Source organism: Chryseobacterium sp. UYP7 (genome assembly GCF_056279225.1).
The window spans coordinates 464,956-489,652 of record NZ_JBWBQW010000002.1; the positions used below are offsets into that span (position 1 = coordinate 464,956).

At 36.8% G+C, this 24,697-nt stretch carries 18 protein-coding genes and 1 pseudogene; 8 read left to right on the forward strand and 11 right to left on the reverse strand.

Features of this window, described 5'->3' with window-relative positions; all coding sequences use genetic code 11:
• Positions 1-39: 39 nt before the first annotated feature.
• Together ACZ9HT_RS06435 and ACZ9HT_RS06440 are read right to left on the reverse strand one after the other, a co-directional pair.
• Positions 40-1,203: an MFS transporter gene (locus ACZ9HT_RS06435; RefSeq protein ID WP_476039639.1), complete on the reverse strand. Its 1,164-nt coding sequence runs from the start codon at positions 1,201-1,203 to the stop codon at positions 40-42.
• 325 nt (positions 1,204-1,528) lie between these two features.
• Positions 1,529-2,407: a DUF4846 domain-containing protein gene (locus ACZ9HT_RS06440; protein ID WP_476039640.1), complete on the reverse strand. Its 879-nt coding sequence runs from the start codon at positions 2,405-2,407 to the stop codon at positions 1,529-1,531.
• Positions 2,408-2,499: 92 nt separating this feature from the next.
• Here ACZ9HT_RS06440 and ACZ9HT_RS06445 point away from each other — a divergent pair, with 92 nt between their 5' ends.
• Positions 2,500-5,319, forward strand: coding sequence for a gluzincin family metallopeptidase (locus ACZ9HT_RS06445; RefSeq protein WP_476039641.1), 2,820 nt, complete (start codon positions 2,500-2,502; stop codon positions 5,317-5,319).
• Between the two features lie 95 nt (positions 5,320-5,414).
• Here the strand turns inward: ACZ9HT_RS06445 and ACZ9HT_RS06450 are convergent, their stop codons facing one another.
• Together ACZ9HT_RS06450 and ACZ9HT_RS06455 are read right to left on the reverse strand one after the other, a co-directional pair.
• Complete coding sequence (locus ACZ9HT_RS06450; RefSeq protein ID WP_476039642.1) at positions 5,415-6,266, reverse strand: T9SS type A sorting domain-containing protein; 852 nt, start codon at positions 6,264-6,266, stop codon at positions 5,415-5,417.
• Positions 6,267-6,353: 87 nt separating this feature from the next.
• On the reverse strand, positions 6,354-7,298 hold the full coding sequence (locus tag ACZ9HT_RS06455; protein ID WP_476039643.1) for a T9SS type A sorting domain-containing protein: 945 nt from the start codon (positions 7,296-7,298) through the stop codon (positions 6,354-6,356).
• 153 nt (positions 7,299-7,451) lie between these two features.
• On the opposite strand from ACZ9HT_RS06455, the gene ACZ9HT_RS06460 reads away from it, so the two are divergent.
• Positions 7,452-10,685 (forward strand): hypothetical protein, encoded by a 3,234-nt coding sequence (locus tag ACZ9HT_RS06460; RefSeq protein WP_476039644.1) that lies wholly within the window; start codon positions 7,452-7,454, stop codon positions 10,683-10,685.
• 153 nt (positions 10,686-10,838) lie between these two features.
• Here the strand turns inward: ACZ9HT_RS06460 and ACZ9HT_RS06465 are convergent, their stop codons facing one another.
• On the reverse strand, positions 10,839-12,035 hold the full coding sequence (locus ACZ9HT_RS06465) for an exo-beta-N-acetylmuramidase NamZ family protein (protein ID WP_476039645.1): 1,197 nt from the start codon (positions 12,033-12,035) through the stop codon (positions 10,839-10,841).
• Between the two features lie 4 nt (positions 12,036-12,039).
• Between ACZ9HT_RS06465 and ACZ9HT_RS06470 the strand changes: the two genes are divergently transcribed.
• Both ACZ9HT_RS06470 and ACZ9HT_RS06475 read left to right on the forward strand, forming a co-directional pair.
• Complete coding sequence (locus ACZ9HT_RS06470) at positions 12,040-13,269, forward strand: ABC transporter permease (RefSeq protein ID WP_476039646.1); 1,230 nt, start codon at positions 12,040-12,042, stop codon at positions 13,267-13,269.
• Between the two features lie 119 nt (positions 13,270-13,388).
• Entirely contained in the window at positions 13,389-14,369 is a 981-nt protein-coding gene (locus ACZ9HT_RS06475; RefSeq protein ID WP_476039647.1) for a PLP-dependent cysteine synthase family protein, read from the forward strand.
• A 148-nt stretch (positions 14,370-14,517) separates the two neighbouring features.
• On the opposite strand, the gene ACZ9HT_RS06480 is transcribed toward ACZ9HT_RS06475, so the two are convergent.
• The 5 genes and pseudogenes from ACZ9HT_RS06480 to ACZ9HT_RS06500 form a co-directional block, all read right to left on the reverse strand.
• On the reverse strand, positions 14,518-15,810 hold the full coding sequence (locus tag ACZ9HT_RS06480) for a glycosyltransferase family protein (protein WP_476039648.1): 1,293 nt from the start codon (positions 15,808-15,810) through the stop codon (positions 14,518-14,520).
• Between the two features lie 66 nt (positions 15,811-15,876).
• A pseudogene (locus ACZ9HT_RS06485) lies at positions 15,877-16,367 on the reverse strand (GxxExxY protein).
• Positions 16,309-18,867 carry a YfhO family protein gene (locus ACZ9HT_RS06490; RefSeq protein WP_476039649.1) on the reverse strand — a complete coding sequence of 853 codons (2,559 nt, stop codon included), beginning with the start codon at positions 18,865-18,867 and terminating at the stop codon, positions 16,309-16,311. The pseudogene ACZ9HT_RS06485 and the gene ACZ9HT_RS06490 overlap by 59 nt, the downstream one beginning before the upstream one ends.
• Before the next feature lie 56 nt (positions 18,868-18,923).
• Positions 18,924-19,148: a hypothetical protein gene (locus ACZ9HT_RS06495; protein WP_476039650.1), complete on the reverse strand. Its 225-nt coding sequence runs from the start codon at positions 19,146-19,148 to the stop codon at positions 18,924-18,926.
• Between the two features lie 68 nt (positions 19,149-19,216).
• Entirely contained in the window at positions 19,217-20,266 is a 1,050-nt protein-coding gene (locus ACZ9HT_RS06500) for a DUF6263 family protein (RefSeq protein ID WP_476039651.1), read from the reverse strand.
• Positions 20,267-20,494: 228 nt separating this feature from the next.
• On the opposite strand from ACZ9HT_RS06500, the gene ACZ9HT_RS06505 reads away from it, so the two are divergent.
• From ACZ9HT_RS06505 to ACZ9HT_RS06520, 4 genes are read left to right on the forward strand one after another with little or no spacing between them, the layout of a single operon-like run.
• Positions 20,495-20,938: a hypothetical protein gene (locus tag ACZ9HT_RS06505; RefSeq protein ID WP_476039652.1), complete on the forward strand. Its 444-nt coding sequence runs from the start codon at positions 20,495-20,497 to the stop codon at positions 20,936-20,938.
• Positions 20,935-21,141, forward strand: coding sequence for a CPBP family glutamic-type intramembrane protease (locus ACZ9HT_RS06510; protein ID WP_476039653.1), 207 nt, complete (start codon positions 20,935-20,937; stop codon positions 21,139-21,141). Before ACZ9HT_RS06505 ends, ACZ9HT_RS06510 begins: the two co-directional genes overlap by 4 nt.
• 44 nt (positions 21,142-21,185) lie before the next feature.
• Complete coding sequence (locus ACZ9HT_RS06515) at positions 21,186-23,198, forward strand: M3 family metallopeptidase (protein WP_476039654.1); 2,013 nt, start codon at positions 21,186-21,188, stop codon at positions 23,196-23,198.
• Complete coding sequence (locus ACZ9HT_RS06520; RefSeq protein ID WP_476039655.1) at positions 23,198-23,575, forward strand: cupin domain-containing protein; 378 nt, start codon at positions 23,198-23,200, stop codon at positions 23,573-23,575. The genes ACZ9HT_RS06515 and ACZ9HT_RS06520 overlap by 1 nt, the downstream gene beginning before the upstream one ends.
• Positions 23,576-23,650: 75 nt before the next feature.
• Here the strand turns inward: ACZ9HT_RS06520 and ACZ9HT_RS06525 are convergent, their stop codons facing one another.
• Positions 23,651-24,691 carry a lysylphosphatidylglycerol synthase transmembrane domain-containing protein gene (locus ACZ9HT_RS06525; RefSeq protein WP_476039656.1) on the reverse strand — a complete coding sequence of 347 codons (1,041 nt, stop codon included), beginning with the start codon at positions 24,689-24,691 and terminating at the stop codon, positions 23,651-23,653.
• Positions 24,692-24,697 lie beyond the last annotated feature (6 nt).

Here is a 24,697-nt window from a genome sequence, read left to right on the forward strand (position 1 = left end):
TTCATCTGCGTCATCTACAAAATCTGCGAGAAAACAATTCTAAACCGTTCTTTTATCCGCCAGCAATTGTACGATCAGAATAACTGCAGAAAAACTCAAACCTAAGATCGAAACTCCCGTCCATCCAGAATAATTCCAGGCAAGCGAACCTAAACTGGTTCCGACCGCTCCACCGATGAAAAATCCTACCATATAAATCGTATTCACACGGTTTCTGGCTTCTGGATTTTTAGAAAAAACAATATTTTGATTTGTAATGTGAACGCCCTGAACGCCGAGATCAATTAAGATCACGCCGATAATCAAACCAATAATTGAATGCGCGGAAAATAGAAAAAGCACCCAGGAAACAATAATTAACACTGCTCCCGCGATGATCAACTTGCTTTTCTTGACCTTATTATTCATCTTCCCGACAAAGGTTGCTCCGAGCGCACCTGCGATTCCAAACAATCCAAATCCGCCTGCAACCGCGCTTCCATAACCAAAAGAATCTTGCATTAGAAAAACCAGGGTTGTCCAAAAGGCGCTCAAACTCGCGAATGCCAACGCACCGCGCAAAGTGGCAAGTCTTAAACTCGGTTCAGTCTTCAAATAGAACCAAAGCGACTTCATCAATTTTGCATAACTCTCTCCAAATTTGGGTTGGATCAACGGCAATTTCGCGTTCAATAAAAAGAAAAGCAAAGTCATTAAGCCAGCTGCGCCATAAAAAACACTGCGCCAGCCAAAATATTCTCCGATCAGTCCACTCAAAACCCGACTTCCCAAGATCCCGATCAGCAAACCGCTCATCACTATTCCGATCGCACGTCCACGACCCTCATCGTTGCTGAGATGCGCAACCATTGGAACAAATAACTGTGGAAGTGTAGATGTAAATCCAATCAAGAAACTGCTGATAATTAATAAGATCAACGATTTCGATAAAGCTGCGCCTAAAAGTGAAAGCACCAGAATCAAAAAATCAATTTTAATAATTTTCATATTGCTGATTTTATCTCCGAGTGGAATTATCAGCAATAATCCCATTGCATAACCGATCTGAGTCGAAAGAGCAACGTTACTGACTTCAGAATCACTTGCATTTAAACTAACTGCGATATCGTGCAACAAAGGCTGATTATAATATAAGTTCGCAACAACGAGGCCTGCAGAAATACTCAGAAGGTAGAGAAGCGAATTGGGTAAAGTATTTTTCATGAAGAGGAAGTGATTAAAATTGAGTCTGCAAAAATACTATTTCTGAGTCTCTAATTACACTCCACAATTATCGTTTCTTACCATAGGTCAATGTGCACGAATCAGTAACTGCCTAACTTTGCCTATCAATTTTTAAAGTTATTTATTTTTATAAGAGCAGCTTTAAATATCAGTGCTGAAAAAAGAATTTTCTGAATTTAGAAATTATATTCAGTAAAGATAAAAGCCTCTTTAAAACTCAGATTTGATATGAATTAAAGTCGAATTTCGGCTTACCCAAAAGCAACACAAATATCTATTTATATTTCTCGGGGAGAATCTTATTTTAAGGATTCTCCTTTTCTTTTTTCTTTATCGCATCAAATCTTTTAATGGATGTTGGGTTGAAAATATATTTTGCAGTCACGGTTTTTGGCGCATTTACATCCAGTTCATACCACGGAGAAAGGTGGGATTTTGCCGTATTTCTTAAGATATGAATGTCCTGCGCAGGCATAAAACTTTCTGCCAGAAGATAAAGTCTTTTCCCGGAGTTGTTCTGTGCTACTCCGACTACGATTACAGAATGTCCCGGACTGCCAGGTTTGATGAGAAAATCTCCCGTTTGAATTTGAGAATTTTTCAGCACCGAAACTGATTCCCGATTTAACGAGATCGTTCCTGCATACCGAAAAATAATATTTAGGTATTCTCTGAAACTTTCATAAGAATCATCTATTTTTCCAGTCTTATAAAACTGGACGCGTGTTTTAATTTCTTTGGTGCGAACTCCTTTTTTATAATCACTCCAGGAAAAAAACTGACCGCTTGTAAACTCAAATCCTATTTCTTCAAACCTTTTTTGAGACCATAAATATTCCGCATATAACCTCATCCACGCGTCTGCGCACTGTTGCAGATCTTTGTCGCCAACATCTATTTTAAGGATCGCCGCATGATTATATTGCCTTTGGATCGGAACTGCATTGAAATCCCGAACCGGAAAATTAGGCGGATGAAGTGGAAAATTAACCAAATATTCCGCGAAACTTCCGGGCATATCTTTAACATAAAAATAACCTTTTGGCGGCGTAAACCGGGTTCGAATTGTAGATTTCGATTGGTCAATGATCAAAGGCGCCGTAGTCTCTATAACCTGGCAAAAAGCGTTTTGAAAACTTAACAGCAACAGCGTAAAAACGATATGGAAAATTGGCTTTAACATTGAATATTTGGTAAAAATAACTATAATTTCGAAATAAATTAAATTAATAACAGTTTAGAAAAAACATCATTATATTTGAGCCTTAATAGAAAATGAAAAGATTTTTTTGGGGATTTATTTTACTGGCGAATTTTGTTGTGGTTTCTGCACAACAGGATACTATTTATATTGCTGCTAAAATTTCGGCAGACCAACGCCAGATCTCTGTCAATCAAGAAATTACCTATTACAATAATACCTCTTCAGCGCTGGATCAGATAAAATTACTCAACTGGATCGCTTCTTACCAAAACAGAAATACTTCTCTCGTCAACCGAAAATTAGAAGACCGAAAAAACGACTTGTATTTTGCAAAACCGAATGAACTCGGGAGTTTACAAAACGTTCAGATCAAAGCAAACGGCCAGCTGATCTCAGGGTTTGATGCTGCTCAGGAAAATATTTATCTTCCACTTTCAACCAAATTAGAACCGGGCGAAAAGCTTACTCTTTCTCTGGAATATTTGGTGAATCTTCCCGATAAAAAATTTACAGGTTACGGAAGCGACGGAAGAAAAATTGCGTTGAGATATTTCTTTCTTGTTCCTGACGGGTTTGAAAACGAAGATCCTTCGCCAAAATTTTTCAACGATATCGAAGAAAATCAAAGTCCCGGAAATTACTGGAAGATCAACCTAGATGTTCCTGTAAATTATTACTCTCAAAGTAATCTACCCGAAATTCAACCCAATTATTTTGAAGGAAAATTAAATACAGATCCTGAATTTATCATTTCCGAAAATAATTTCACCACCATTTCTTCAGTTGTAGAAGGTCAGAAAATCGATATCAATTTCGGCTATGTTTTAAGTGAAACCGAAAAGGAAAATCTGGAATTCTATCTGCCTTTACATCTTAACTTCATTAAAAGTAAAATCGGTTTTCTGCCGGAGAAAATATTCATCAGTGAAAAATTCAGAAAAAATGAAAATTTTACAGGTTTAGACGATCTAAAATTCTGGAAATTCCGCTATCAGCTTTTTTCTGAAGCCGAAAGAAACGACCTCAACTATTTCAGTATCATTTCGAAAAATATTGTAGAGCAATCCACGGTTTTCCAGAAAGATAATGATCACTGGGTAATGAACGGTTTGAAGACGTATCTCGAAATCCAATACATCGAAAGATATTATAAAGAAGAAAAACTGCTTGGAAATCTGCCCGAAAACGTTAATATTTTCGGTTTTAAACCTTTGAAATTTTTTCATGCTTCAGACCTGAAACTTTCTGAAAGGTACGGATTGGCTTATCAATACATCATGACCCAAAATCTGGATCAGAAAATTGCAGAACCCTTTCTCGATCTGAGTAATTATAATGCAAATGCGATCAGCTATTTCGAAAGTGGCAGTGTGTTTTCTTTCATCGCGGAGAAAATGGGACGCGAAAAATTTGACGATTTTGTGAGAGACTTTCTGATTGAAAATCGGGCAAAACATATGGATCAAAAAATTTTTATGGATGAACTGACTTTAGCGTCTGGATATTCTGCGGATTTTTTAGAAGATTTTGTTCAGAAAAAAAATCGCGTCAACTTTAAATTGAAACGCTACACCAAAACAGGCGATGAATTTCAGGTAAAAATTGAAAAAAATACAACGCAGCAAATTCCCTTCAAAATAGAAACTGTAACGAAAACGGGGGAGAAAAAAGAATTTTGGTTCGACACCAGTGATTCAAAAAAATCGATCGTTTACACTATTCCGCAGTCGAATGCCGATAAAATTGTGATCAACGATGAATATATTTTTCCGGAGAAAAACTACAGAGATAATTATTTGTACACCAAAGGTCTTTTTGCAAACACCAAAAAAATCAAGTTTAAGCTATTTCGGGATATTCCGAATCCGGAATATAATGAAGTGTATTTAAATCCACGCCTCAATTTTAATGCATACGACAGAGTTCTGGTTGGACTCAATTTTAAGAATTCTTCCTTCTTCGAACGTAAATTTAATTATTCTTTTACGCCATATTACAGTTCTGGTACGGGAAAACCGACAGGTTCAGGTGGAATCTCCTACTCTTTTCAACCTGCAGAAAGTTTTTACAGAAGCTTAAATGTGGGTGTTTCCGGCTCTTACTTTCATTACGATTACGATCTGAAATACAGAAAACTATCTGCGTACGCCAATTTCAATTTTAATAAAAATCCGAGAAGCGATATCGGTAGAAGTTTAAGCTTTTCTTATAATTTTTTCGATAAAGATTTAGATCCCAAAACACTAACTCCAAACGAGTATCAGAAATATAACCTTTGGAATATTGGTTATGGATATTCCGACCGGCAGATGATCCATGAGAAATATCTGAGTGCAAATCTGCAGTTCATGGAAGATTTTCAGAAGATCTCGGGAGAAGCATTTTACCGCTGGGAATTTGCGCAGGATAAGAAGATCAGTTTTCGGTTTTTTGGTGGTTATTTTATTACGAATGAAACCAAAAACAATCTTTTTGATTACGGCATCTCTCGAGTGTCTAACTACTCGTTCTCTTATGGATTATTGGGACAAAGTGCGACGACAGGTTTGTTTGCTCAGCAGTATATTCAGGCGGAAGGTGGATTTAAATCTTATCTTGGAACGACGGCAAATCAGTGGATCACCTCCGTAAATGTTGATTCGCATGTTTGGCGCTGGTTTAATGTTTACGCAGATGCGGGAGTTTACAAAAGCAAATCACGTGACCCGAAATTCATCTGGGATTCTGGCGTAAAATTAAAGGTAATTCCGGATTTTCTGGAAGTTTATTTCCCGATACAAAGTTCTCTCGGTTTCGAACCGGGCTTTAAAGATTACGGAAAAAGGATCCGTTTTACGTTGATGCTCAATTTTTCTGCGATCACCAGTTACTTCAGAAGAGGATGGTTCTAATTCAAAATAAATATTCAGAGTTCCAAGCATCTGACATATTTTCAACAAAAAAAGCCGCTCATTACAAGCGGCATTTCTATTGAAGATCGAGAAATTTAGTTCTTGATGATTTTCTGAGAAACTTTTTGTCCATTTACCTCCGCAGAAATGATATACATTCCTTTTGGTAAAGAAGAAATATCTAAGCTTGTGTTTTCTGAAACCGACGCCGTTTTAACCACTTGCCCGTTGGCACTGATAATTTGAACGTTTGTTTTAGCTCCAAACACGATAGCGTTACTTACATTCGAATTTTTTACTAAATTAATTTTGATTCCATTGACATCAGATACCGCTAAACTGGCAGTATTTTGTGGAGTTGGCGCTGCTTTTACAAAGTCAGCAGCGTTATTATTGGTGTCTCCTGCTGTTCGTGTTGCAGAACTTACAGCATCTAAACCTGGTGCAGCTCCGGCTCCTTCAAACGTAGTTGCTGACCCGTAACCAACAAAATCAACTACTGCTGCATCTGTTGGAGATGTAATTTGAACTACAGAACTTGTTAATACAATCTTTCCGTTTGCAGCTGACATATTGAAACCGCCATTGTACGTATTTCCATTAGAGAAAGAAATATTGCTTGCTATTTGATAATCGGCGGTTGGTAGTGCAGCTCCTGCAGGCGGCGCAGTGGAAGGCATCATTTCGATCAAATATTTTTGACCAGCACTTAAAGTGATATTCGGCAACGCAGCATAAGAATTAAAGTTACCTGTTGCCGACGCATATTGTAAAGTTCCTCCGTTTAATGAGGCTGCAGACGTACCTAAATTCACTAATTCAACATAATCATTTGCATAAGTAGCGGTACCGCCGCCACCACCGCCATAAACTTCGCTGATTACGATTTGTGCGCTGCTCATAGTAGCTATTGCAATGACACTCAAGATTGTAAAGATTTTTTTCATAATAAATATTTTGATTGGTGTATAACAAATTTACACAAAAAATGCTTCTCATTTTGAGAAGCATTTTTATTTAACAATAATGTAAAATTACTTTTTAATAATTTTCTGAGAAACTAATTTCCCATTTACAGTTCCTGTAACAATGTACATTCCTTTAGGTAAAGTTGCTACCTCCAGTGCAGTATTTTCGTTTACAGAAGCAGTTCTTACAACTTGTCCGTTTGCGTTAATCACTTGTACATTTGCTTTAGCGGCAAAAATAATAGTGTTTGCTACAACGGTATTTTTTACCAGGTTAGCTTTTGCTGCATTTGCATCAGAAACGGCTAAAGTGCTTGAAATGGTGGTCACCACAATATTATCAATAGAGATATTTCCAGTTCCGCTTGTGGCGTTACCCGCTTCTCTGATTGCGATAGAAGATAATACAGTCGGGATCGCTCCAGTACCTGTAGAATTCGTAAGCAATGGTTGCGCATTGATTTGCAAAGTAGCTACATTCGTAGGAGTTGCCAATGTATTATCAACTGAATAGTTTACTGCGATATTTGCAGCTAAACCATAAGCAATTTCAGCACCGTAAGTTGGAGTTACTGTACCTCCAGAGTTATTTAAAATCCCAAGAGTGTACCCTGTAGTGGATCCTTTAATAAAAAGTCTTGCATAAAAACTGCTTACGCCAGTTGTTCCCGCAGCACTAGAAAGCGTTAAGAAATACTCACCGGTTGTTGAAAGTCCTGTAGCATTTGCTACCTCTATTGTTGCAAAATAATTTGCTTCGCTTTTCTGACCAGGCGCGATCGCGTAACTCGCAGAAAATGCTTTGTTTACATCTTCAGAGTTACCTGCAACTAATTTTGCAGCATTACCATCTGATAATAATTGTGCCGCCGTTCCGCTGTGCGAAGACCAACCGTTTGCATTTAATGCTCCAGTAAACGCGAAACTTTCGTTTACAACCTGTGTTGAAGTTTGTGCATTTATATTTACAGCTAAAATTACAGCTGCGAATAAAGAATAAAGTTTTTTCATTGTCGAAAATTTTTTAATTAATAATTTAAGCGCCAAAAGTACGTTGTTTTTTTATAGATAACATCATTATAAAACTAAGTAATTGTTAAAGATTCAATTGCAATTTTAAAAGCACTTTTTCGTTACTTTTACACACGATATTAACCAGAGACTTTGGCGAGAAAAATATTTTTTTTAATCTTCATAACAGCAGCATTACATTTATTTGATGCCCAGATTTTCTCTTGGAAAAACCCCAATATTCCTGCCGATTCTACGAAAAGAGATTCCATTCTAGCGGCCAGAATCGATAAAGATGTATTCTCTAAGGATACGCTGGATTTTATTAGAACTCAAAACAAAATTATTGTCGACGAAGGCGTTTTGGTGAAAAATCCGAGATCTCAAATTTTAGGTGATCTCAACTCTAAAGGTTCGATTATTCGTGGGATTACTTTTGGGAATAATCAGGGACAAAGTGTACAGAGTTCGATGGATCTGCAGATTTCGGGTAAACTTTCAAAAGACGTCTCTGTTTTAGCGTCTATTTCTGATCATAATTTACCAATTCAAGCTGATGGTTATACGCAAACCTTAGAAGAATTCGATAAGATCTACATGCAGCTCAATATTAAAGACCGCTCTATTTTGCGGGCCGGACATTTAGATATGATCGATGAGAAAACCTATTTTGGTCGGTATCAGCGAAGAAGTATGGGACTGCAGTTTCAAACCAATTTCGGGACTACAAATAAAACGTTCGTAGATGTTTCTGCCGGAGTTGCCAGAAGTGAGTTTCACCGGATCCGTTTTCAGGGCGTTGAAGGAAATCAAGGTCCTTATCGGTTAACCGGAAAAAACGGAGAACAGTTTATTACGATTATCTCTGGCTCTGAACAGGTTTTTATTGATGGTATTTTGATGAAGCGTGGCGAAAATCAGGATTATGTTATCAATTATAATACGGGAGAAATTACGTTTACGAGTTTCCGACCAATATTTAAACAGAACTTTATTACCATTTCATACAATTATGCGAACCGAAATTACACGAGATTCCTCGTCACAGGAAGTGTTCAGCACGAAAGAGAAAAAGTAAAATATGGCTTTAACTGGTTTTTAGAGAATGACAATAAGAACGCCCCACTTTCTTTGAATTTAAGTAAAGAGGATGAGCAGATTCTGGCCAGCGCAGGAAACGATCCTAATTTAATGTACGCACCGTCGGGAACGGTTACAGAATATGATGTCAACAAAATCCTTTACCAACTCATTCAAAATTCAGCCGGAAATTATTATGAATTTTCTACCGAACAGTCGCAGACTTTATATCAGGTTGCCTTCACCAATTTCGGGCAGAATTTAGGAGATTATCAGGTAAAACAAACCACGAACAACGGGCGTGTTTTCGAATTTGTGGGTAACAATATGGGCGATTATAAAGCAGTCCGCAAATTACCGGCGCCGCAGAAAACGCAGGTTTTTTCCGGAAATGCCGAATTTTTACTGGAAGACGGAAAAATTGGGACCGATTTCTCGGTCAGTAATTTCGATGTCAATCTATTTTCGTCCAAAGATGCCAACCAAAACATGGGTTATGCAGGCCGGATCTTCGGCTATAAAACTTTCAAAAAAAATAACTGGAAAGGAACACCAAGCTTTGAATATCAGCACATTAATTCTCAGTTCCATATTCTGGACCGAATTAATGATGTTGAATTTTCCCGTGATTTTAATTTGGCGCAGGAATTCAATCAAATCACTCAAAACCGAGTTATTTTCAACTTCTTAAATCAATGGAACAACCGATCTTTCCTCAATTATAAACTCAATTATCTGGATGAAAAAGATACCTACCGCGGTATTAAAAACGATCTCGATTTTGGCTGGATCAAAGGAAAATTCAATACCAGAGGAAACTTTTCTTATCTCGATACGAAAGCCATTTTTCAGAATACCAAATTTGTAAGAAGCGGTGTTATTTCGGAATATACCACAGAAAAAGGAAGTTGGGGCATTGGTGGAAACATGGAGCACAACGTGAAAACCTTTAATCAAACGCAGCAATTGGATGTTACCAGTTTCAGCTGGAAAGAAGCCTTTGTGCAGAGAAAAATAGGCGATTCGGCAAGAACCAAATTATTAACGCGCGTGTATTTTAGAGATAATGATTCGGTAAGAAATAATTCTCTGGAGAACATGAACCACATTTTAGGCATCATGGCAGAAAGTCAGATCATCAAAACTGAAAAGACAACCTTGAATGCTTTGATTCATTACCGTAAATTTTATTACCAGAATCAAGATCTTGCTACCAATTTTAATCAGGATTTTGTGGTCGGAAACATTCTATATAACCAGCAATTGTTCAGAAACGGAATGCGACTGCAGGCATTTTATGAGCTTGGAAACGGCCAGGAAGCGCAGCGCGAATTCCAATATATAAAAGTGACTGATGGTCAGGGAATTTACAAATGGACGGATTATAACGGCGATGGAATTCAGCAAATTGATGAATTTGAGATCGCTGAATACGTAGATTTGGCGCAATACATAAGGATTTACACGAATACCGTGAATTACATTCCATCGAACAAAAACAAATTACAGCTTGCTTTATTTGTAAATCCGTCCGTAATTTTTAATTCTGAAAATCAGTTTTTGAAACGCTGGAATTTTAATGTGTCTTTAAATTCTCAGAATTCATTTTATAAAAAAGACCAGGTTTTGGTTTTGAATCCTTTCGAGAAAAACGCAGATCAGATCCTGAAAAATCAAAACGTCCTTGCTTCGGCACAGTTTAATCCGACCGATAAATCCGGTTGGAACGGAAATTATCGTTTTATTGCGAATGACAATCTCATCAATGCCAACTTCAGCAACGAGGAACGGTCGCAAACCTCTAACCTTTTAAATCTTGGATATTGGTTTAACAAAGATTTCCGTATAGACTGGGAAAATTCGGTACATCATATTGAGAACGCCTCGCAATTATTTAAATCACGGGATTTTATTCTGAATAATTTCGAAACGAAACCTAAAGCGACTTATAAATTTACCGAAACTTTACAGGCCGAACTTTCTTCTGCACTAAGACAAAAAGCCAGAAAAGACGGTGAGGAATTTCTAAAAACACTTGATCTTACCGGAAGTTTGCAGTGGGACTGGAAGAAAACTTCGGTTCGCGGGAATTTTTCTTTCATTAATAATGACTTCACCGGAAATAATTTTTCCATCGTCGGCAATCAAATGCTGGATGGTTTAAAGCCGGGGAAAAATCAGGTTTGGTCGGTATTTCTGCAACAGGCTGTCAATTCTTTTATACAGTTGAATCTGAATTATGAAGGTAGAAATTCTGGAGAAAGAACGATCCACATTGGATCAATGCAGGTAAAAGCGAGTTTTTAGAAGGCCAGATTCAGGTTGCCACAAATGCACGAATTTTTATTTTTAGCTGATGTTAAAAAATTCACCGTTCACAATTGACTAATTCACCACCTGCCACTTTTTACTTGGCTATTGGCTATTGGTTCTTGGTTCTTGGTTCTTGGCTAATCTCGATCAATCTTCATACATCACATATTTGGCTCTAATCTTTTGGAATTTTTCTAAATCACTTTTCCAGGAATCTTTGATTTCGGCAGCAGACTTTCCAGCAATAATTTGCTTTCTGAGTTCATCACTTCCGGCTAACTTATCGAAGAACAAATTTTTCAGAAAGAAATTTTCAGAAGGATTTTTGTAATTTTTATAGGCCTTTAAAAGCCAGTCGATATCGAGTTCTCGAAGATCTAAATTCTTTTCTGAAAGGTTTTCGCCATAGCACAATTTCCCGTTTAAGAAAGGATCTTTTGCCCCGTAATTGGGTTTCGGCGTAAATTGATAAGGCAAGTCTTTCGTCCACGGACTGCCATAAATCTGGAAAGGCAGATCTGTTCCACGACCCACAGAAACTTGCGTTCCCTCAAAGAAACACAAACTCGGATATAAATTAATGGCTTTATCATTTGGTAGATTTGGAGAAGGAGACGCTGAAACTCCGTATCGCTGTTTTTTATGATAATTCTGCATCGGGATCAAAGTGTACTTTGCCTGGATTCCATTTTTTAACCACTGCTCTCCGTTGACCATTTTGCCGTATTCGCCGATCGTCAAGCCATAAACTACCGGAATTTGGTGCATTCCGATAAAACTTTTCCACTGGCTTTTTAAAACAGGTCCGTCAATATAACCATCTTGCGGATTTGGGCGATCCAGAACAATAATTTCTACCTTATTTTCCGCGCTGGCTTCCATTACATAGGTCAACGTAGAAATGTATGTGTAAAACCGCACGCCAACATCCTGAATATCGAAAAGGACAATATCAATCCCTTTTAGTTGTTCGGGCTTCGGTTTTTTATTATCGCCATATAGCGAAATGATCGGAATTCCTGTTTTCGTATCTACACCATTTTTTACGTGTTCGCCTGCATCTGCATCGCCACGAAAACCATGTTCAGGCGCAAAAATAGTTTTGATCTTCACCTTATTTTTCACCAGAAAATCGACGAGAAAAGTTTTGTCTGCTAAAAGTCCAGTTTGATTAGTGACGATCGCAACCGTTTTATTTTGAAGTAAAGGAAGATACAGTTCCGGTCGGTCGGCTCCCGTTTTGAAACAGTTTTTGCCGATATTTTGCGCAAAAGACATTTGGCAAAATCCAAAATAAATTAGCACAACTAGAAGTAAATCTTTAATTTTGACTTTTAAATTCATCCGCTTGAAATTTCCTTTATATTTTTCCAAAAAAATAGCTTTTTCCAAAGATAATAAAAATAATCTGTCACGGATTATTGTATTTATTGGCCGGCTTTCCGTGGCGCTTGGCGTGATCGTTTCCTTAATTACGGTTTCCACTGGATTGGGTTCGAAAAAAGCGATCAAGGAAAGAATGGCAGATTTTTCCGGGCATGTTTCCATCAAATCGAAACAGTCCAATAATTCTTACAATTCCTCGGTTCTTAATACCGAAGGATTTCAACTGAAGAAAATAAAAGCGCTTCCCGACGTTGCTTCTACGCAGAGTTATGTTTCGGTGAGCGGAATTTTACGCAACGAACATAATTTCGCCGGAATTATATTTAAAGGCGTGGGTAAAGATTTCGACCGTGCCCGATTCAAAAAGTTTTTAATTGCCGGAAAAACACCTTCTATTACAGAAGTTGGCTACAGCAACGAAATCTGTATCTCAAAAAAAATCGCTCAGGATCTTCATCTTAATGTAAAAGACAATATTGTTGCCATATTTTCAAAGGAAAATCAAAACCCGATCTACCGGAAATTTGAAGTCGTAGGAATTTATAAAACAGATATCAAAATGATCGACGATCTGTTCATCATCGGCGGAATTAATCAGTCCAGGAAAATTCAGGGAATGAAAAATGACGAAGTTGGTGGCGTTGATGTATTCCTAAAAAACATCAACGATATCGACGAAGATGCTCCAAAAATCGATGAGCTTGCAGGCTATAAAAACTATACGGTAAAAGCGACGGAAGAATATCCACAAATCATGGATTTCATCGCCATCTTTGATACGAATATCGCATTGATCATCATTATCATGCTCGTCGTTGTCACCATCAATATCGTCATGGTTTTATTGATTTTGATCATTGAACGCACCAATTCTATCGGAATGTTAAAAACTTTGGGTGCAAGTAACGGACAGATTCGCGCCATTTTTATCAACTACACTTTAATGATCATGGTTCCCGGCTTGATTTTCGGAAATTTAATTGGACTCGGCTTTTTACTCCTTCAGAAATATTTCGGGATCATTACCTTAAATCCAGAGAATTACTATTTAAGCGTTGTTCCTGTAGATCTAAATATTTTCTACATTCTTTCAATATCTTTCGGAATCCTTCTGGTTTCCGGACTGGCCTTAATTTTACCGAGTTATTTGATCAGTAAAATTTCTCCCGTAAAAGCCATTCAATATAATTAATTTTTAAAATTATATCTTTGCAAATTCGTAATTATAAACCCATTAATTACGAAATCAACAATCATAATAAATTTGATAGATCTTCTTTAAAAAGATTAAAACAGAAATATAAAACAGCAATGAAATACGCACAAAATATTCTTGAAACTATTGGAAATACGCCACTCGTGAAACTTAATAAAGTTTTGGGAGAAGATTTTCCGGCTTTGGTTTTAGCAAAAGTGGAAACCTTCAATCCCGGAAATTCTGTAAAAGACAGAATGGCCGTGAAAATGATCGAAGATGCGGAAAAAGACGGACGCTTAAAACCAGGCGGAACCATTATTGAAGGAACTTCTGGAAACACAGGAATGGGTTTAGCTTTAGCTGCTATTGTAAAAGGATATAAATGTATTTTCGTTACAAACTCAAAACAGTCCAAAGAGAAATGTGATATTTTACGCGCAGTAGGTGCAGAAGTAATTGTTTGCCCGACCGATGTAAAACCTACCGATCCGCGCTCTTACTATTCCGTTTCTAAAAGATTGGCTGCCGAAACTGAAGACGGTTGGTATGTGAATCAATACGATAATTTATCAAACCGAACGGCGCATTACGAATCTACAGCTCCGGAGATTTGGGAGCAAACAGAGGGAAACTTAACCCATTTTGTTGCTGGAGCCGGAACAGGCGGTACGATTACGGGTTGCGGAATGTTTTTTAAAGAACGAAATCCAAATATTAAAGTGATCGGAATCGACACTTACGGTTCTATTTTGAAAGAATTCCATGAAACAGGTGAACTTCATCCTGATCACGCTTATACCTACATTACAGAGGGAATTGGCGAAGATATTATTCCTGAAAACTTCGACATGTCGATCATTGATCATTTCGAAAAAGTAACCGATAAAGATGGCGCGATTTACGCCCGAAAACTGGCAAAAGAAGAAGGTATTTTTTGTGGTTATTCTGCGGGAAGTGCGATGGCTGCATTGGTGCAGATGAAAGATCAGTTTACCAAAGATGATATCATTGTCGTTTTACTGCACGATCACGGTTCCAGATACGTGGGGAAAATCTACAACGATGAGTGGATGAAAGAACAGGGTTGGTTATAAAATAATTTGGGCGTGCCCTAAAAAAGAAGAAGCGCAAATTTTCAATTTGCGCTTCTTCTTTTTTAGGGCGGTATTCGGCTCCCAATCTTTATCATTATTGAGGCAATAATGATAAAGGATTTCCGCCTGCTCCCTCACGCGAGATCATTTATAATAATTCAGTAAGTTTTTTAGTCAGATTTTTTCGGGAAAATTGCTCGATATTTTTGGTGTTCGACGTTAATTTACCCGTTTTCCAGTCCATGTATTTGGAGAGAATAAAATCCTTCACCAGATCAAAATCATCATAAGAAAAATGTTGACCAGATTTGGTTACGCTCAGAATCTTTTTCACATCGCTGTTTTTTGGACCAAAAGAAATGATCTGATTTCCCGTCGCTAAATATTCGAAGATCTTTCCCGGAATAATTCCCTCCGAACTTTCCTGCGGAAAATTGGTGATCAGCAGCAGATCTGAATTTCGCATTTGCGCATTCGCTTCTGAATGAGAAAGATACCCTAAATTCAAAATGGAATCTTTCAAAGCAGATTTTTCTAAGTGATTCAAGATCTTTTCATCGATTCTGCCCACCAATTTCAATTGGAAATCTTTCTTAAAACTTCGCACCTCCGTTAACAATGTATTTAAAACTTTCCATAAAACTTCCGGATCTCTCAGCTGTTCTAAAACACCGATATAGCTTAAAGTGAATTTCGCATTCGGAGTCTTTTCCTCGATCTGAATTTTTTCCTCAGCCTCATCAAAACCATTCGTAATACAAAAAGCATTCGCGCCTTTCGCCCGAAATTTTTCTGCATCTGAATAACTTGTGGCTAAAGTAATATCAGCATTTTTAAAAACCTGACTTTCCAGATCTCTGTGTTTTTTATCGGAAGATCTGGTAAGTTTCAAATGTTGGTAATAAGAAATCTCCGTCCACGGATCCCGAAAATCAGCGATCCATTTTAATTGAGGAAATTCATTTTTTAATTGAAGTCCAATCAAATGCATCGAATGTGGCGGTCCGGTTGTTACAAAAGCATCGAACTGATTTTCTTTCAAATATTTTTTCAGAAATTTCACCGAAGGTTTCACCCAAAAAACTCTGGCATCCGGAATAAAAAAATTGCCGCGAACCCAAATAGAAAGTTTAGATTTCCAACTTTGGTTATTGCCAACATCAAACTGTCCGGCTTTAAATTTCTTATTATCTTTCCCAAAAAATTCTGCGATTTGGTAAGGTTCCCGGATTTTGGTTTTAATGGTTTCTAAATCCTTTGAAACGTCTTTAGATAAACTATCATCAATAATGGGATAACTTGGATTTTCGGGAATGAAAACAGTAGGTTTCCAACCAAACTCAGGTAAATATTTTACAAATTTTAACCACCGCTGAACGCCTGGCCCACCTGCCGGTGGCCAATAATAGGTGATGATTAATATTTTTTTTTCTTCCTTCATAAGTTTCACCGCAAAAGAGGCAAAAGATTTTAGTTAATCAAAAGTTTGAAAAATCCCATTACTACATTATTCGTACTGATCAAAATACTTATTAATAAATGTTTCCTGACCAAAATGATATAAATTCTTGACATTAAAATTTATTAAAATCCCTTTTGGAACTTTGAGCAAATTCATGTAATTCAAAACCTGCGATTTATGAATATCTAAAATTTGCGTCACCGCTTTTATTTCCAATACAATTAAATTTTCTATCAAAAAATCACATTTGAAATCACACTCGAGATTTTTGTCCTTGTAAAAACAGGAATTACAAACTCTGATTTAAATTGAATATTCCTGATTCGAAATTCTTCTTCCAATGCTTTATGATATACAATTTCTGCTAAACCCGAACCTAAAATTTTATGCATTTCAATACATGCGCCATTAATTCTGTAGGTTAAATCAGTTATGTATTTTTGTGTTATCAAAAATTCTTGCACTCTTTTGAAATTCTTAATGATCCAAATTCCTTTTGTCTCTTTTGCGGTATAAAAAAAACATCCCCAAACCACTGAACAACAAAAACAATCCAAACGCCAGCATCGAAATTAATTTTCCCTTTGCAATAACATCCGGCGCGAAGATCATTTTCACCGTATGATTTCCTGCCGGAACGTGAACCGCTCTTAATAAATAATCTGCTTTAATGTACGGAACTTCTTTGTCGTCAACGAACATCTTCCAGCCTTTCGGATAATAGATCTCTGATAATACCGCCAACTGTGGCGTTTTTGACTGTGTTTTAAATTCTAGTTCGTTGGGTTGATATTTGGTTAATTTCAAAAATGCTGTAGAATCTGCAAGAATTTGCTTTCCCTCAAAATATTTTTTGTCAGCAACCGAAACGATCGCGATCTTCTTCGTATCAACTTCACCAATTTGCTTAATTTCCTGGTTTGGAGAATCCACAAATTTCACTTCAGAAACAAACCAGGCATTTCCATTCGTCTGTGGATTTACAACAGACTGTGGTTTTTCGGCATCACCGAAGATCATGTACTTCGTGTTCAGCATATTTAGAATACGCGGCACTTTTACGGTGTCAATTTTGCCGAAATATTCATTGATTAAATCATCATACCGGCGTAATTTCACCGCATGATAACCGCCGATCGAAGATTTGAAATATGAAGTATTTGTCTCGCTGAAAGTTCCTAAAACCTGATTGTAAATGCGGTAATGGGTTTTGTCTTTTTCCGCAATTGTTTCTAAGGTTTTGTTGATGGTCGAATTGGCAAGTAGGGATTGTAAGTTTTTATTATCGCCCACTTTCTGCATCAGCAATTCGGAATTTTCTGTCTGGAAAGGACTTTCTGTAAAAGTTTTATCGATGAAATTATCATTATTTAAATATCTTTTATTTACGCTCCACAAATCGAATAAACTCACCAAGCCGAGAACGATGATCGCCACATTCTGACTGATTTTTTTCTTCAAGCTAAAGAATAAAACTGCCGCTGCAATTGCAACATAAATAATCGCTTTAATGGCGTCTATTTGAAACATTTTATATCTTTCATTCACTAAGAAATCCAGTAGATATGGCGGAAGATAAGTTTTCTCTATATCGGTATGAAAACCCAAAATTGCTTTCCCGAAAATGAGTAATAAAAAAGTAATTCCTAAAACTACGGCGCTTACGCGAATTAAAATTTTCTTTTTATAGTCTTCTGTTAAAATATTTTCCTTTGAAGTTTCTGTTTTTTCGCTAGAATTAAAAAATCGGTAAAGTCCAACAATTGCAACAAGCGGAAAGAGTAATTCTACCACGACCAAAATAGAACTCGGCGCGCGGAACTTATTATAAAACGGAACAAAATCAATAAAAAAGTCCGAGAGCGCAATGAAGTTGCTGCCCCAGGCTAAAAATACGGTTAGAATTGAGGCACCTAAAATCCAGTATCTGTATTTTTTCCAGCCAAAGAAAAACCCCAGAATTGCCAGAAAGCAAACGATTGCTCCCTGATAAGCCGGACCCGAAGTTCCAGGTTGTTCACCCCAATAAGTTAGGGAACCGAAACCTTTGGAAACCCGATCCATTTCTTCCTGCGAGGTAACGTTGCTTTGCACAAGCTCCTGAACTTTTGCCATCATTTTTTCGGAACCTTCTTCGTTGCTCGATCCGCCCATTAATCTGGGAATGAAGAGGTTTAAAGTTTCTAATTTTCCGTAACTCCACATGAGAATACTCTCATTATCCATTCCGGATTTTTCAGACGAATGTATTTCGTTATCTAAAATTTGTTTCCCACGAACGGTTTCTGTGATGTATTCGGAGTTCGCTAAAATTCTTTGGGAATTCATGCCAATTCCGAGAACGAATGCCAAAGCTAAAATCCCGGTGGAAATCCCAAAATGCTTCCAGTCGGTTTTTCCCTGAACAGCTCGAATTAATTCAGACAAGAATAAAAATCCAAGGGCGATAAATAAATAATAAGTCATTTGCGGGTGATTCGCCGCGATCTGCAGTCCCATAAAAAGAGCAGTTACGATAAAACCAATCACATATTTCTTCCGAATATAAACTAATAAAATTCCGGCTAGTAGTGGTGCAAAATAAGCAACCGTGTGAATTTTTCCGTTATGTCCAGCTGCCAAAGCAATATAAAAATAGGTCGAAAGCCCAAAAAACGTTGCGCCTAAAAGCGCATACTTCCAGTTTCGCACGACCACCATTCCAAGGAGAAAAAATCCGGAGAAAAGAAGAAAAATATAATTCGCTGGTTTGGGTAAAAAATTAAGAAAATCATCAATATTTTTAATGATATCTCCGCGAAACTGCGCACCCATTTGATAAGTTGGCATTCCACCAAACATGGAGTCGCTCCAATATGTTTCTTCCCCATTTCGAGCTCTGTAATCCAGCAATTCTTTTGCACCGCCTTTGTACTGCACAATATCGTGTTGAAAAAGCTGTTTCCCCATCAAAACAGGATTCGCATAAAGCAAAGCCAGGATCATAAAAGCCACGAGACTTCCAACGATGAAAATTAATTTTTTATTCTTTAACATATTAAAATTTGCTCAATAAAAAACCTTTCGAATAGATTAAATCCGAAAGGTTTTGGTTAGTTCTTGGTTTCGTTTTTGTCTTTGATTTCCTCGTAATCTATGGTTTCTGCATCCCAGTTAATCCTCGAATCTAAATTCTTACTCGATTTGCTGGACGTGGTCTTTTGTTCGTTATCGGGTCTGGGAAACTTATAAAAAGCAGAAAAGAACATGCGCTTTAAAATATTCCAGAGAAAAAATATAACGACAGTAGCGAGAATTAATTCAAAAATAAATTTCATATCGATGAAAATTAGGAATAAACAGCAAGCAATTTTTTTAAAAACACTTCCTGTTTATCATTCATTAATTATTTTGTTGGATTTACGATTACAGTAGAATTAGAAACACTTTTCATGGTTTGTTTCTGTTTCCCATCGGAAAGCGTTTCGGACTGAGAAGTTTTTACTGCAATATTTTGATTTTTGATCCAGCCTGTATTTTGATCCAGCGTAATGGTTCCGTTTTGCGATAATTCCGAAGTCATGCTTCTTGTAATTCCGTCCTGTGTTTTTTTATCAGATTTTAATGGAATTCCGCCCGCAACATTAATTACAGCTACTCCATTTCCGACACTTTTCAAAGTATAATTGGTGGATAGTTTTATCTTTCCGTCCGGTGTTGCGTTTTCAGTATGCGTCCACTTATCTCCTATTTTAGCTCCTTTTGCGGGAATCAAAACCAGGTTTTTGGTGAACTGATCTTTCAAAACTTTTTCGCTAAAACTTTCTTTGAAACTTTTTAAGAAAGCCGCTTTTTGTTTCGCATCTTTAATCGCTACAGAATTTGTAACTTTGGTATAAATCGGGTCAAAACCTGTAATGGAGATCACTTTTCCTGTTTTATCCATTTTAAGATTTAGCTTGTTACCCACTAAAGCTTTATTCACATTCCACATCATTTTCAACTGCTCCTCTTTGGGTGCCGCCAATTTTGTATCTACGATAATTGATTTTCCGTTGGCGTTCTGAGAATTTCTTTTTCCTAATAAATTAACGGTTACATCATAGATTCCGTTCTCGAAACTATTAACGGTAAAAGTCATATCATCAGTGGTTTCACTTGTTCCACTTTGCGTTTTTCCATCAGGTGCAGTCATGGTTTGAACATCTTTTTGGAAAGTTGTCAACGGATAAGTACTCCCTTTTTCTAATTTGAAAGTCTGAGTGTAAACTCCCAAAGAGTCACTGATCGCTGAAGTTTCTGTAGGTTGCTCTGCTGTTTTAAGAGAATCACTTATCGGAACTTCTACTGTTACTGTTTTTCCGGTTTCCGGATCTACTTTGGTAATTGTTTGGGTTTCTTTTTTACAAGAAATTAAAGCTATTGAAAGAAGCGCGACGGCTGTGAATTTTTTCATTAATTAATTTTTCTCTTTTTGAATTTGAATCCTCAAAAAATTTCCTTTTTTTCCGGATCGAACGACAAATTTAATGTAATTATTTCTGATGGTTTCAAACATTATAATTATTTTAACAGTCTGCTAAAAAAGGGAGTTATTGAAATCTTTTCCCTTTCATCTTAAAAATATTAATTTGTAACAAATTAAGACCTTAATCACAAGAATTAGAATTATTAAAACACCGTTATGAAAGAAAACAGAAAGACCATTGGAGGAATTGTTTTAGTACTTCTCATCGTGGCATTTTCGCCGCTAATTTCGAAAATATTTGAAAACAAACTTTCGTTCACGCAAGTTTTGATCCTGTCTCGCTTATGGCAATGGATGGGATTATTGCTGCTGTTCTACTATTGCAGAAAAATATTACATTCTAAGATCATCATCTGGAAATCCCTAAAAAAGGGAGTTTTATTTTATATAATTTCCATAATTTCAATATTAGGAGCATTATTAGGAATGATGCTTTTAGTACAGCTGCTTAATTTACCCAAAGAAAACAGCCCAAAACTTGAGCAAATGATGAATGCTATAAAAAATAACATTCCACTCATCTTTTTAATTACAGTCACTGCAGGAATTGTAGAAGAACTATTTTTCCGCGCCTTTTACAGACCAGAATTACGTCCTTGACTAAAAGTAATATACTGGGAATTCTGATCAGCACATTGATTTTCGCTCTCGCACACTACGCTTATGGAAACTGGATCAACATGATCGGTCCCTTTTTAATCGGTTTGGTATTTGCAATTTACTATTCGAAATACAGAAATATTGGTGTTTTGATCTTCGTTCATTTCATCTGGGATTTCTACGCGCTTTACACTGCGATGTAATCATCAATCAAAATTCCTTAAATTTGCCTTTATAAAAAAAATATATGAATCCACTCTTAAAAGCATTCGATACCAACCATAATTCCGCGCCTTTTAATCAAATTAAAGAAGAGCATTTTTTGCCCACGTTTGAGGAGTTAATAAAAATATCAGAAAAAGAGATCAACGAAATCGTCGAAAATAAAGAAGAAGCCACTTTCGAAAATGTGATCGAAGCACTTGCTTTTTCAGGTGAACAGTTAGACATCGTTTCCGGTATTTTTTTCAATTTAAATTCTGCGGAAACCAATGATGAAATTCAAAAAATTGCGCAAGAAGTTTCTCCACTTTTAACAGAATATTCAGCCAGAATTGCTCAGAATGAAAAACTTTTCGAAAAAATTAAAAAAGTTTACACCGAAAAAGATAATTATCAACTTAATGAAGAACAGCAGATGCTTTTGACGGAAACTTACAAAGGTTTTGTAAGAAGTGGCGCTTTATTAAATGAAACAGAAAAGGAAAAATTCAAAAACATAAGTATTGACCTGTCTAAAAAATCCTTGCAGTTCGGACAAAACGTTCTGGCGGAAACCAACAGCTATTTCAAACATATTAAAGATGAGAAGGATTTAGCCGGAATTCCAGCAGCGATTTTAGAGCAATATCGTGAAGAAGCGAAAGAACGAGAGCTAGACGGTTTCGTGATAACGCTGCAATATCCAAGTTTTTTACCTTTGATGACTTACGCAGAAAATCGGGAACTTCGAAAAGAACTGGCTTTGGCAAATGGAAAAAAATCCTTCAATAATAATGAATTCGACAATCAGAATTTGATCAAAGAAATCATTCAGCTGAAACAGGAAAAGGCGAAACTTTTAGGCTACAAAACTTACGCTGATTATGTTTTGGAAGAAAGAATGGCAAAAGAACCGCGAAAAGTAAAGATCTTTTTGAATGAACTTTTAGAGAAAGCAAAACCTTACGCCGAAAAAGAAATAGAAGATCTAAAAATTCTCGCAAAAGCCGACAGAATTGAACAAATGGAAAGTTACGACCATACTTTCTACGCAGAAAAACTACGCAAACAAAACTTCGATATTGATGATGAAGAGTTGAAACCTTATTTTCAGTTAGAAAAAGTTCAAGCGGCTGTTTTTGGTTTAGCAGAAAAATTATTCGGTTTAAATTTCGTGGAAACATCTGAAATTCAGAAATACAATGAAGAAGTAAAAACCTACGAGATCTTTGAAAACGGCGAATTTAAAGCGATACTTTACGCAGATTATTTTCCAAGAAAAGGAAAACGAGCCGGCGCCTGGATGACGAGTTTTAAAAATCAATACCAAAAAGAGGGCGTAAATCACCGTCCGCATATTTCGGTTGTTTGCAATTTTTCTAAACCGACTTCCGACACGCCAAGTTTATTGACTTTTCAGGAAGTGACAACGCTTTTCCATGAATTCGGTCATGCGCTGCACGGCGTTTTGGCGAATACGGTTTATCCAAATCTCTCCGGAACATCGGTTAAATGGGATTTTGTAGAACTTCCTTCTCAATTTTTAGAGAACTTTTGTTACGAGCCCGAATTTCTTAAAACTTTTGCAAAACATTATCAAACCGGAGAAATTTTGCCGGATGAGAAGATTCAGAAAATCTCGGATTCCAAAAATTTTATGGAAGGTTACCAGACGATGCGGCAGATCGGTTTTGGACTTTTAGATATTTCTTATCACACCGATCCCGAAAAAGTGGGCGATGTAAAAACCTTTGAAGTAGAAGAAACTAAAGCCACCAACCTTTACCCAAGCAATCCGGAAACGATCATGAGTACAAGCTTCTCTCATATTTTTCAGGGTGGATATTCCGCCGGATATTATTCTTATAAATGGGCAGAAGTTCTGGATGCGGATGCTTTTCAATATTTTAAAGAGAATGGAATTTTTAATCCGGAGATCGTAGCAAAATATAAAATATTACTGTCATCTGGCGGAACAAAAGATCCGATGGAACTCTACAAGGATTTTAGAGGAAGCGAACCGAAAGTAGAGAGTTTATTAAAAAGAGCATTTGGATAATGGCTGAAAAAAATAATGACATTCCCGCAATTCGGCTGTTGCGGGATGCGCAGGGAGAAAGTTTCTTCGAACGCGGAACGATACGAACACATTTAAAAATTAAATCGCAGGAGTTTTGGTTCGCCAATGAGATCGATCTGTGGCAAATTGGAGCGCACACCGCGCCCCGAAAACAGTTTGTTATTACGCTTGGTGGAAAGCTAAAATTTACAACCAGCGACGACAAATCCTTTATTTTAGAGCCCGGAATCGTATTGCTGGCAGAAGATATTGAGGGTGAAGGTCATATTTGGGAAATGATTGAAGGTCATGAAACATGGCACCGAATCTATATTCCGCTTATCGATGATTCGAAAACTTACTTTGTAAAGGATTGAATTATTTCATTAATTCACTTTCAAAACAATTCGATTTCATGGTTAAAATAAGAACGGTTTCTCGAAAAAGTAAAATTAGTTCTTATTTACTGCTTCATTTCTTGCTTTAGCGAGCATAGGAATAGAAGCAATTCCGAGAACAATCATGATCACCAACTGCATGGTGTGAGAAATAAAAGCGTAAGAGAGACCAACTTCACCGCCTTCTTCAGGATTTTTTCCCATCGAAAGAAATAAGGCCATGATCCCAAGTTTCAAAGCTAAATGAAAAGCGCCAATTCCACCAGAAGCCGGAACCATCATTCCCAAAGTTCCAACCACGATAATGAAAAAACCATCAGCAAAAGTAAAACCGGAGGTTTCCGGCAAAGCAAAACAAACCAAATACGCCGCTAAATAATAGCAGATCCAAATGGCAAGCGATAAAAAAATGAATTTTCCTTTTTCTTTTAATTTGAAAATGGAAGTTAAACCATGATAAATTCCTTTTCCAAAATCGAGGGCTTTCTGATATATCGGAAATTGTTCCAGCTTCTTTCTTAAAGAGAAAAACAACACCGCTAAAAAGACAACTGCTCCTATAATAATATACAATACTAAATGAGATTGAGGTTCGGTACTTTTGCTTTTTTCTTCTGTTACATACTGGTAAAAAGATAAGATCGCTTTGTATTTAAAAATTAAAGTGAGACCCAGAAAGCCAAACATACAGATCAGATCAACCACCCTTTCCAGAATGATTGTTCCAAAAGATTTTTCTACCGGTACTTTTTCCACGCCAAAAAGCGCGGTTGAGCGTGCTAATTCACCACTTCTGGGAATGGTAAGATTCATTAAATACCCGAAAGAGATGGTCCAGAACGCATTTGAATTTGAAATCTTATAACCCATCGGTTCCAAAAGCAGATTCCAGCGAATCGCCCGAAACCAATACGCTAAAACACCAAATATTGAAGCAGCAAAAACCCAGAAATAATTGGCTTTTGCAAAGTATCCGGCAATTTTTTCAAATTCCATCCCCTTCAAAGCAAACCACATAAAAAGAGCCGCAATTCCTAAAGAAATTACGATGGTTAAAAAGGTTTTTAAAGAATTTGACTTTTTGATTTCTTCCAAACTGGA

What these genes read in the sequence shown, in the direction of transcription:
- ACZ9HT_RS06515 (WP_476039654.1), top strand. Translation starts at nt 21,186, where the DNA reads ATGAATCCACTCTTAAAAGCATTCGATACCAACCATAATTCCGCGCCT.
- ACZ9HT_RS06495 (WP_476039650.1), bottom strand. Translation starts at nt 19,148, where the DNA reads ATGAAATTTATTTTTGAATTAATTCTCGCTACTGTCGTTATATTTTTT.
- ACZ9HT_RS06450 (WP_476039642.1), bottom strand. Translation starts at nt 6,266, where the DNA reads ATGAAAAAAATCTTTACAATCTTGAGTGTCATTGCAATAGCTACTATG.
- ACZ9HT_RS06490 (WP_476039649.1), bottom strand. Translation starts at nt 18,867, where the DNA reads ATGTTAAAGAATAAAAAATTAATTTTCATCGTTGGAAGTCTCGTGGCT.
- ACZ9HT_RS06505 (WP_476039652.1), top strand. Translation starts at nt 20,495, where the DNA reads ATGAAAGAAAACAGAAAGACCATTGGAGGAATTGTTTTAGTACTTCTC.
- ACZ9HT_RS06465 (WP_476039645.1), bottom strand. Translation starts at nt 12,035, where the DNA reads ATGAATTTAAAAGTCAAAATTAAAGATTTACTTCTAGTTGTGCTAATT.
- ACZ9HT_RS06520 (WP_476039655.1), top strand. Translation starts at nt 23,198, where the DNA reads ATGGCTGAAAAAAATAATGACATTCCCGCAATTCGGCTGTTGCGGGAT.
- ACZ9HT_RS06455 (WP_476039643.1), bottom strand. Translation starts at nt 7,298, where the DNA reads ATGAAAAAACTTTATTCTTTATTCGCAGCTGTAATTTTAGCTGTAAAT.
- ACZ9HT_RS06440 (WP_476039640.1), bottom strand. Translation starts at nt 2,407, where the DNA reads ATGTTAAAGCCAATTTTCCATATCGTTTTTACGCTGTTGCTGTTAAGT.
- ACZ9HT_RS06445 (WP_476039641.1), top strand. Translation starts at nt 2,500, where the DNA reads ATGAAAAGATTTTTTTGGGGATTTATTTTACTGGCGAATTTTGTTGTG.
- ACZ9HT_RS06480 (WP_476039648.1), bottom strand. Translation starts at nt 15,810, where the DNA reads ATGAAGGAAGAAAAAAAAATATTAATCATCACCTATTATTGGCCACCG.
- ACZ9HT_RS06435 (WP_476039639.1), bottom strand. Translation starts at nt 1,203, where the DNA reads ATGAAAAATACTTTACCCAATTCGCTTCTCTACCTTCTGAGTATTTCT.
- ACZ9HT_RS06500 (WP_476039651.1), bottom strand. Translation starts at nt 20,266, where the DNA reads ATGAAAAAATTCACAGCCGTCGCGCTTCTTTCAATAGCTTTAATTTCT.
- ACZ9HT_RS06475 (WP_476039647.1), top strand. Translation starts at nt 13,389, where the DNA reads ATGAAATACGCACAAAATATTCTTGAAACTATTGGAAATACGCCACTC.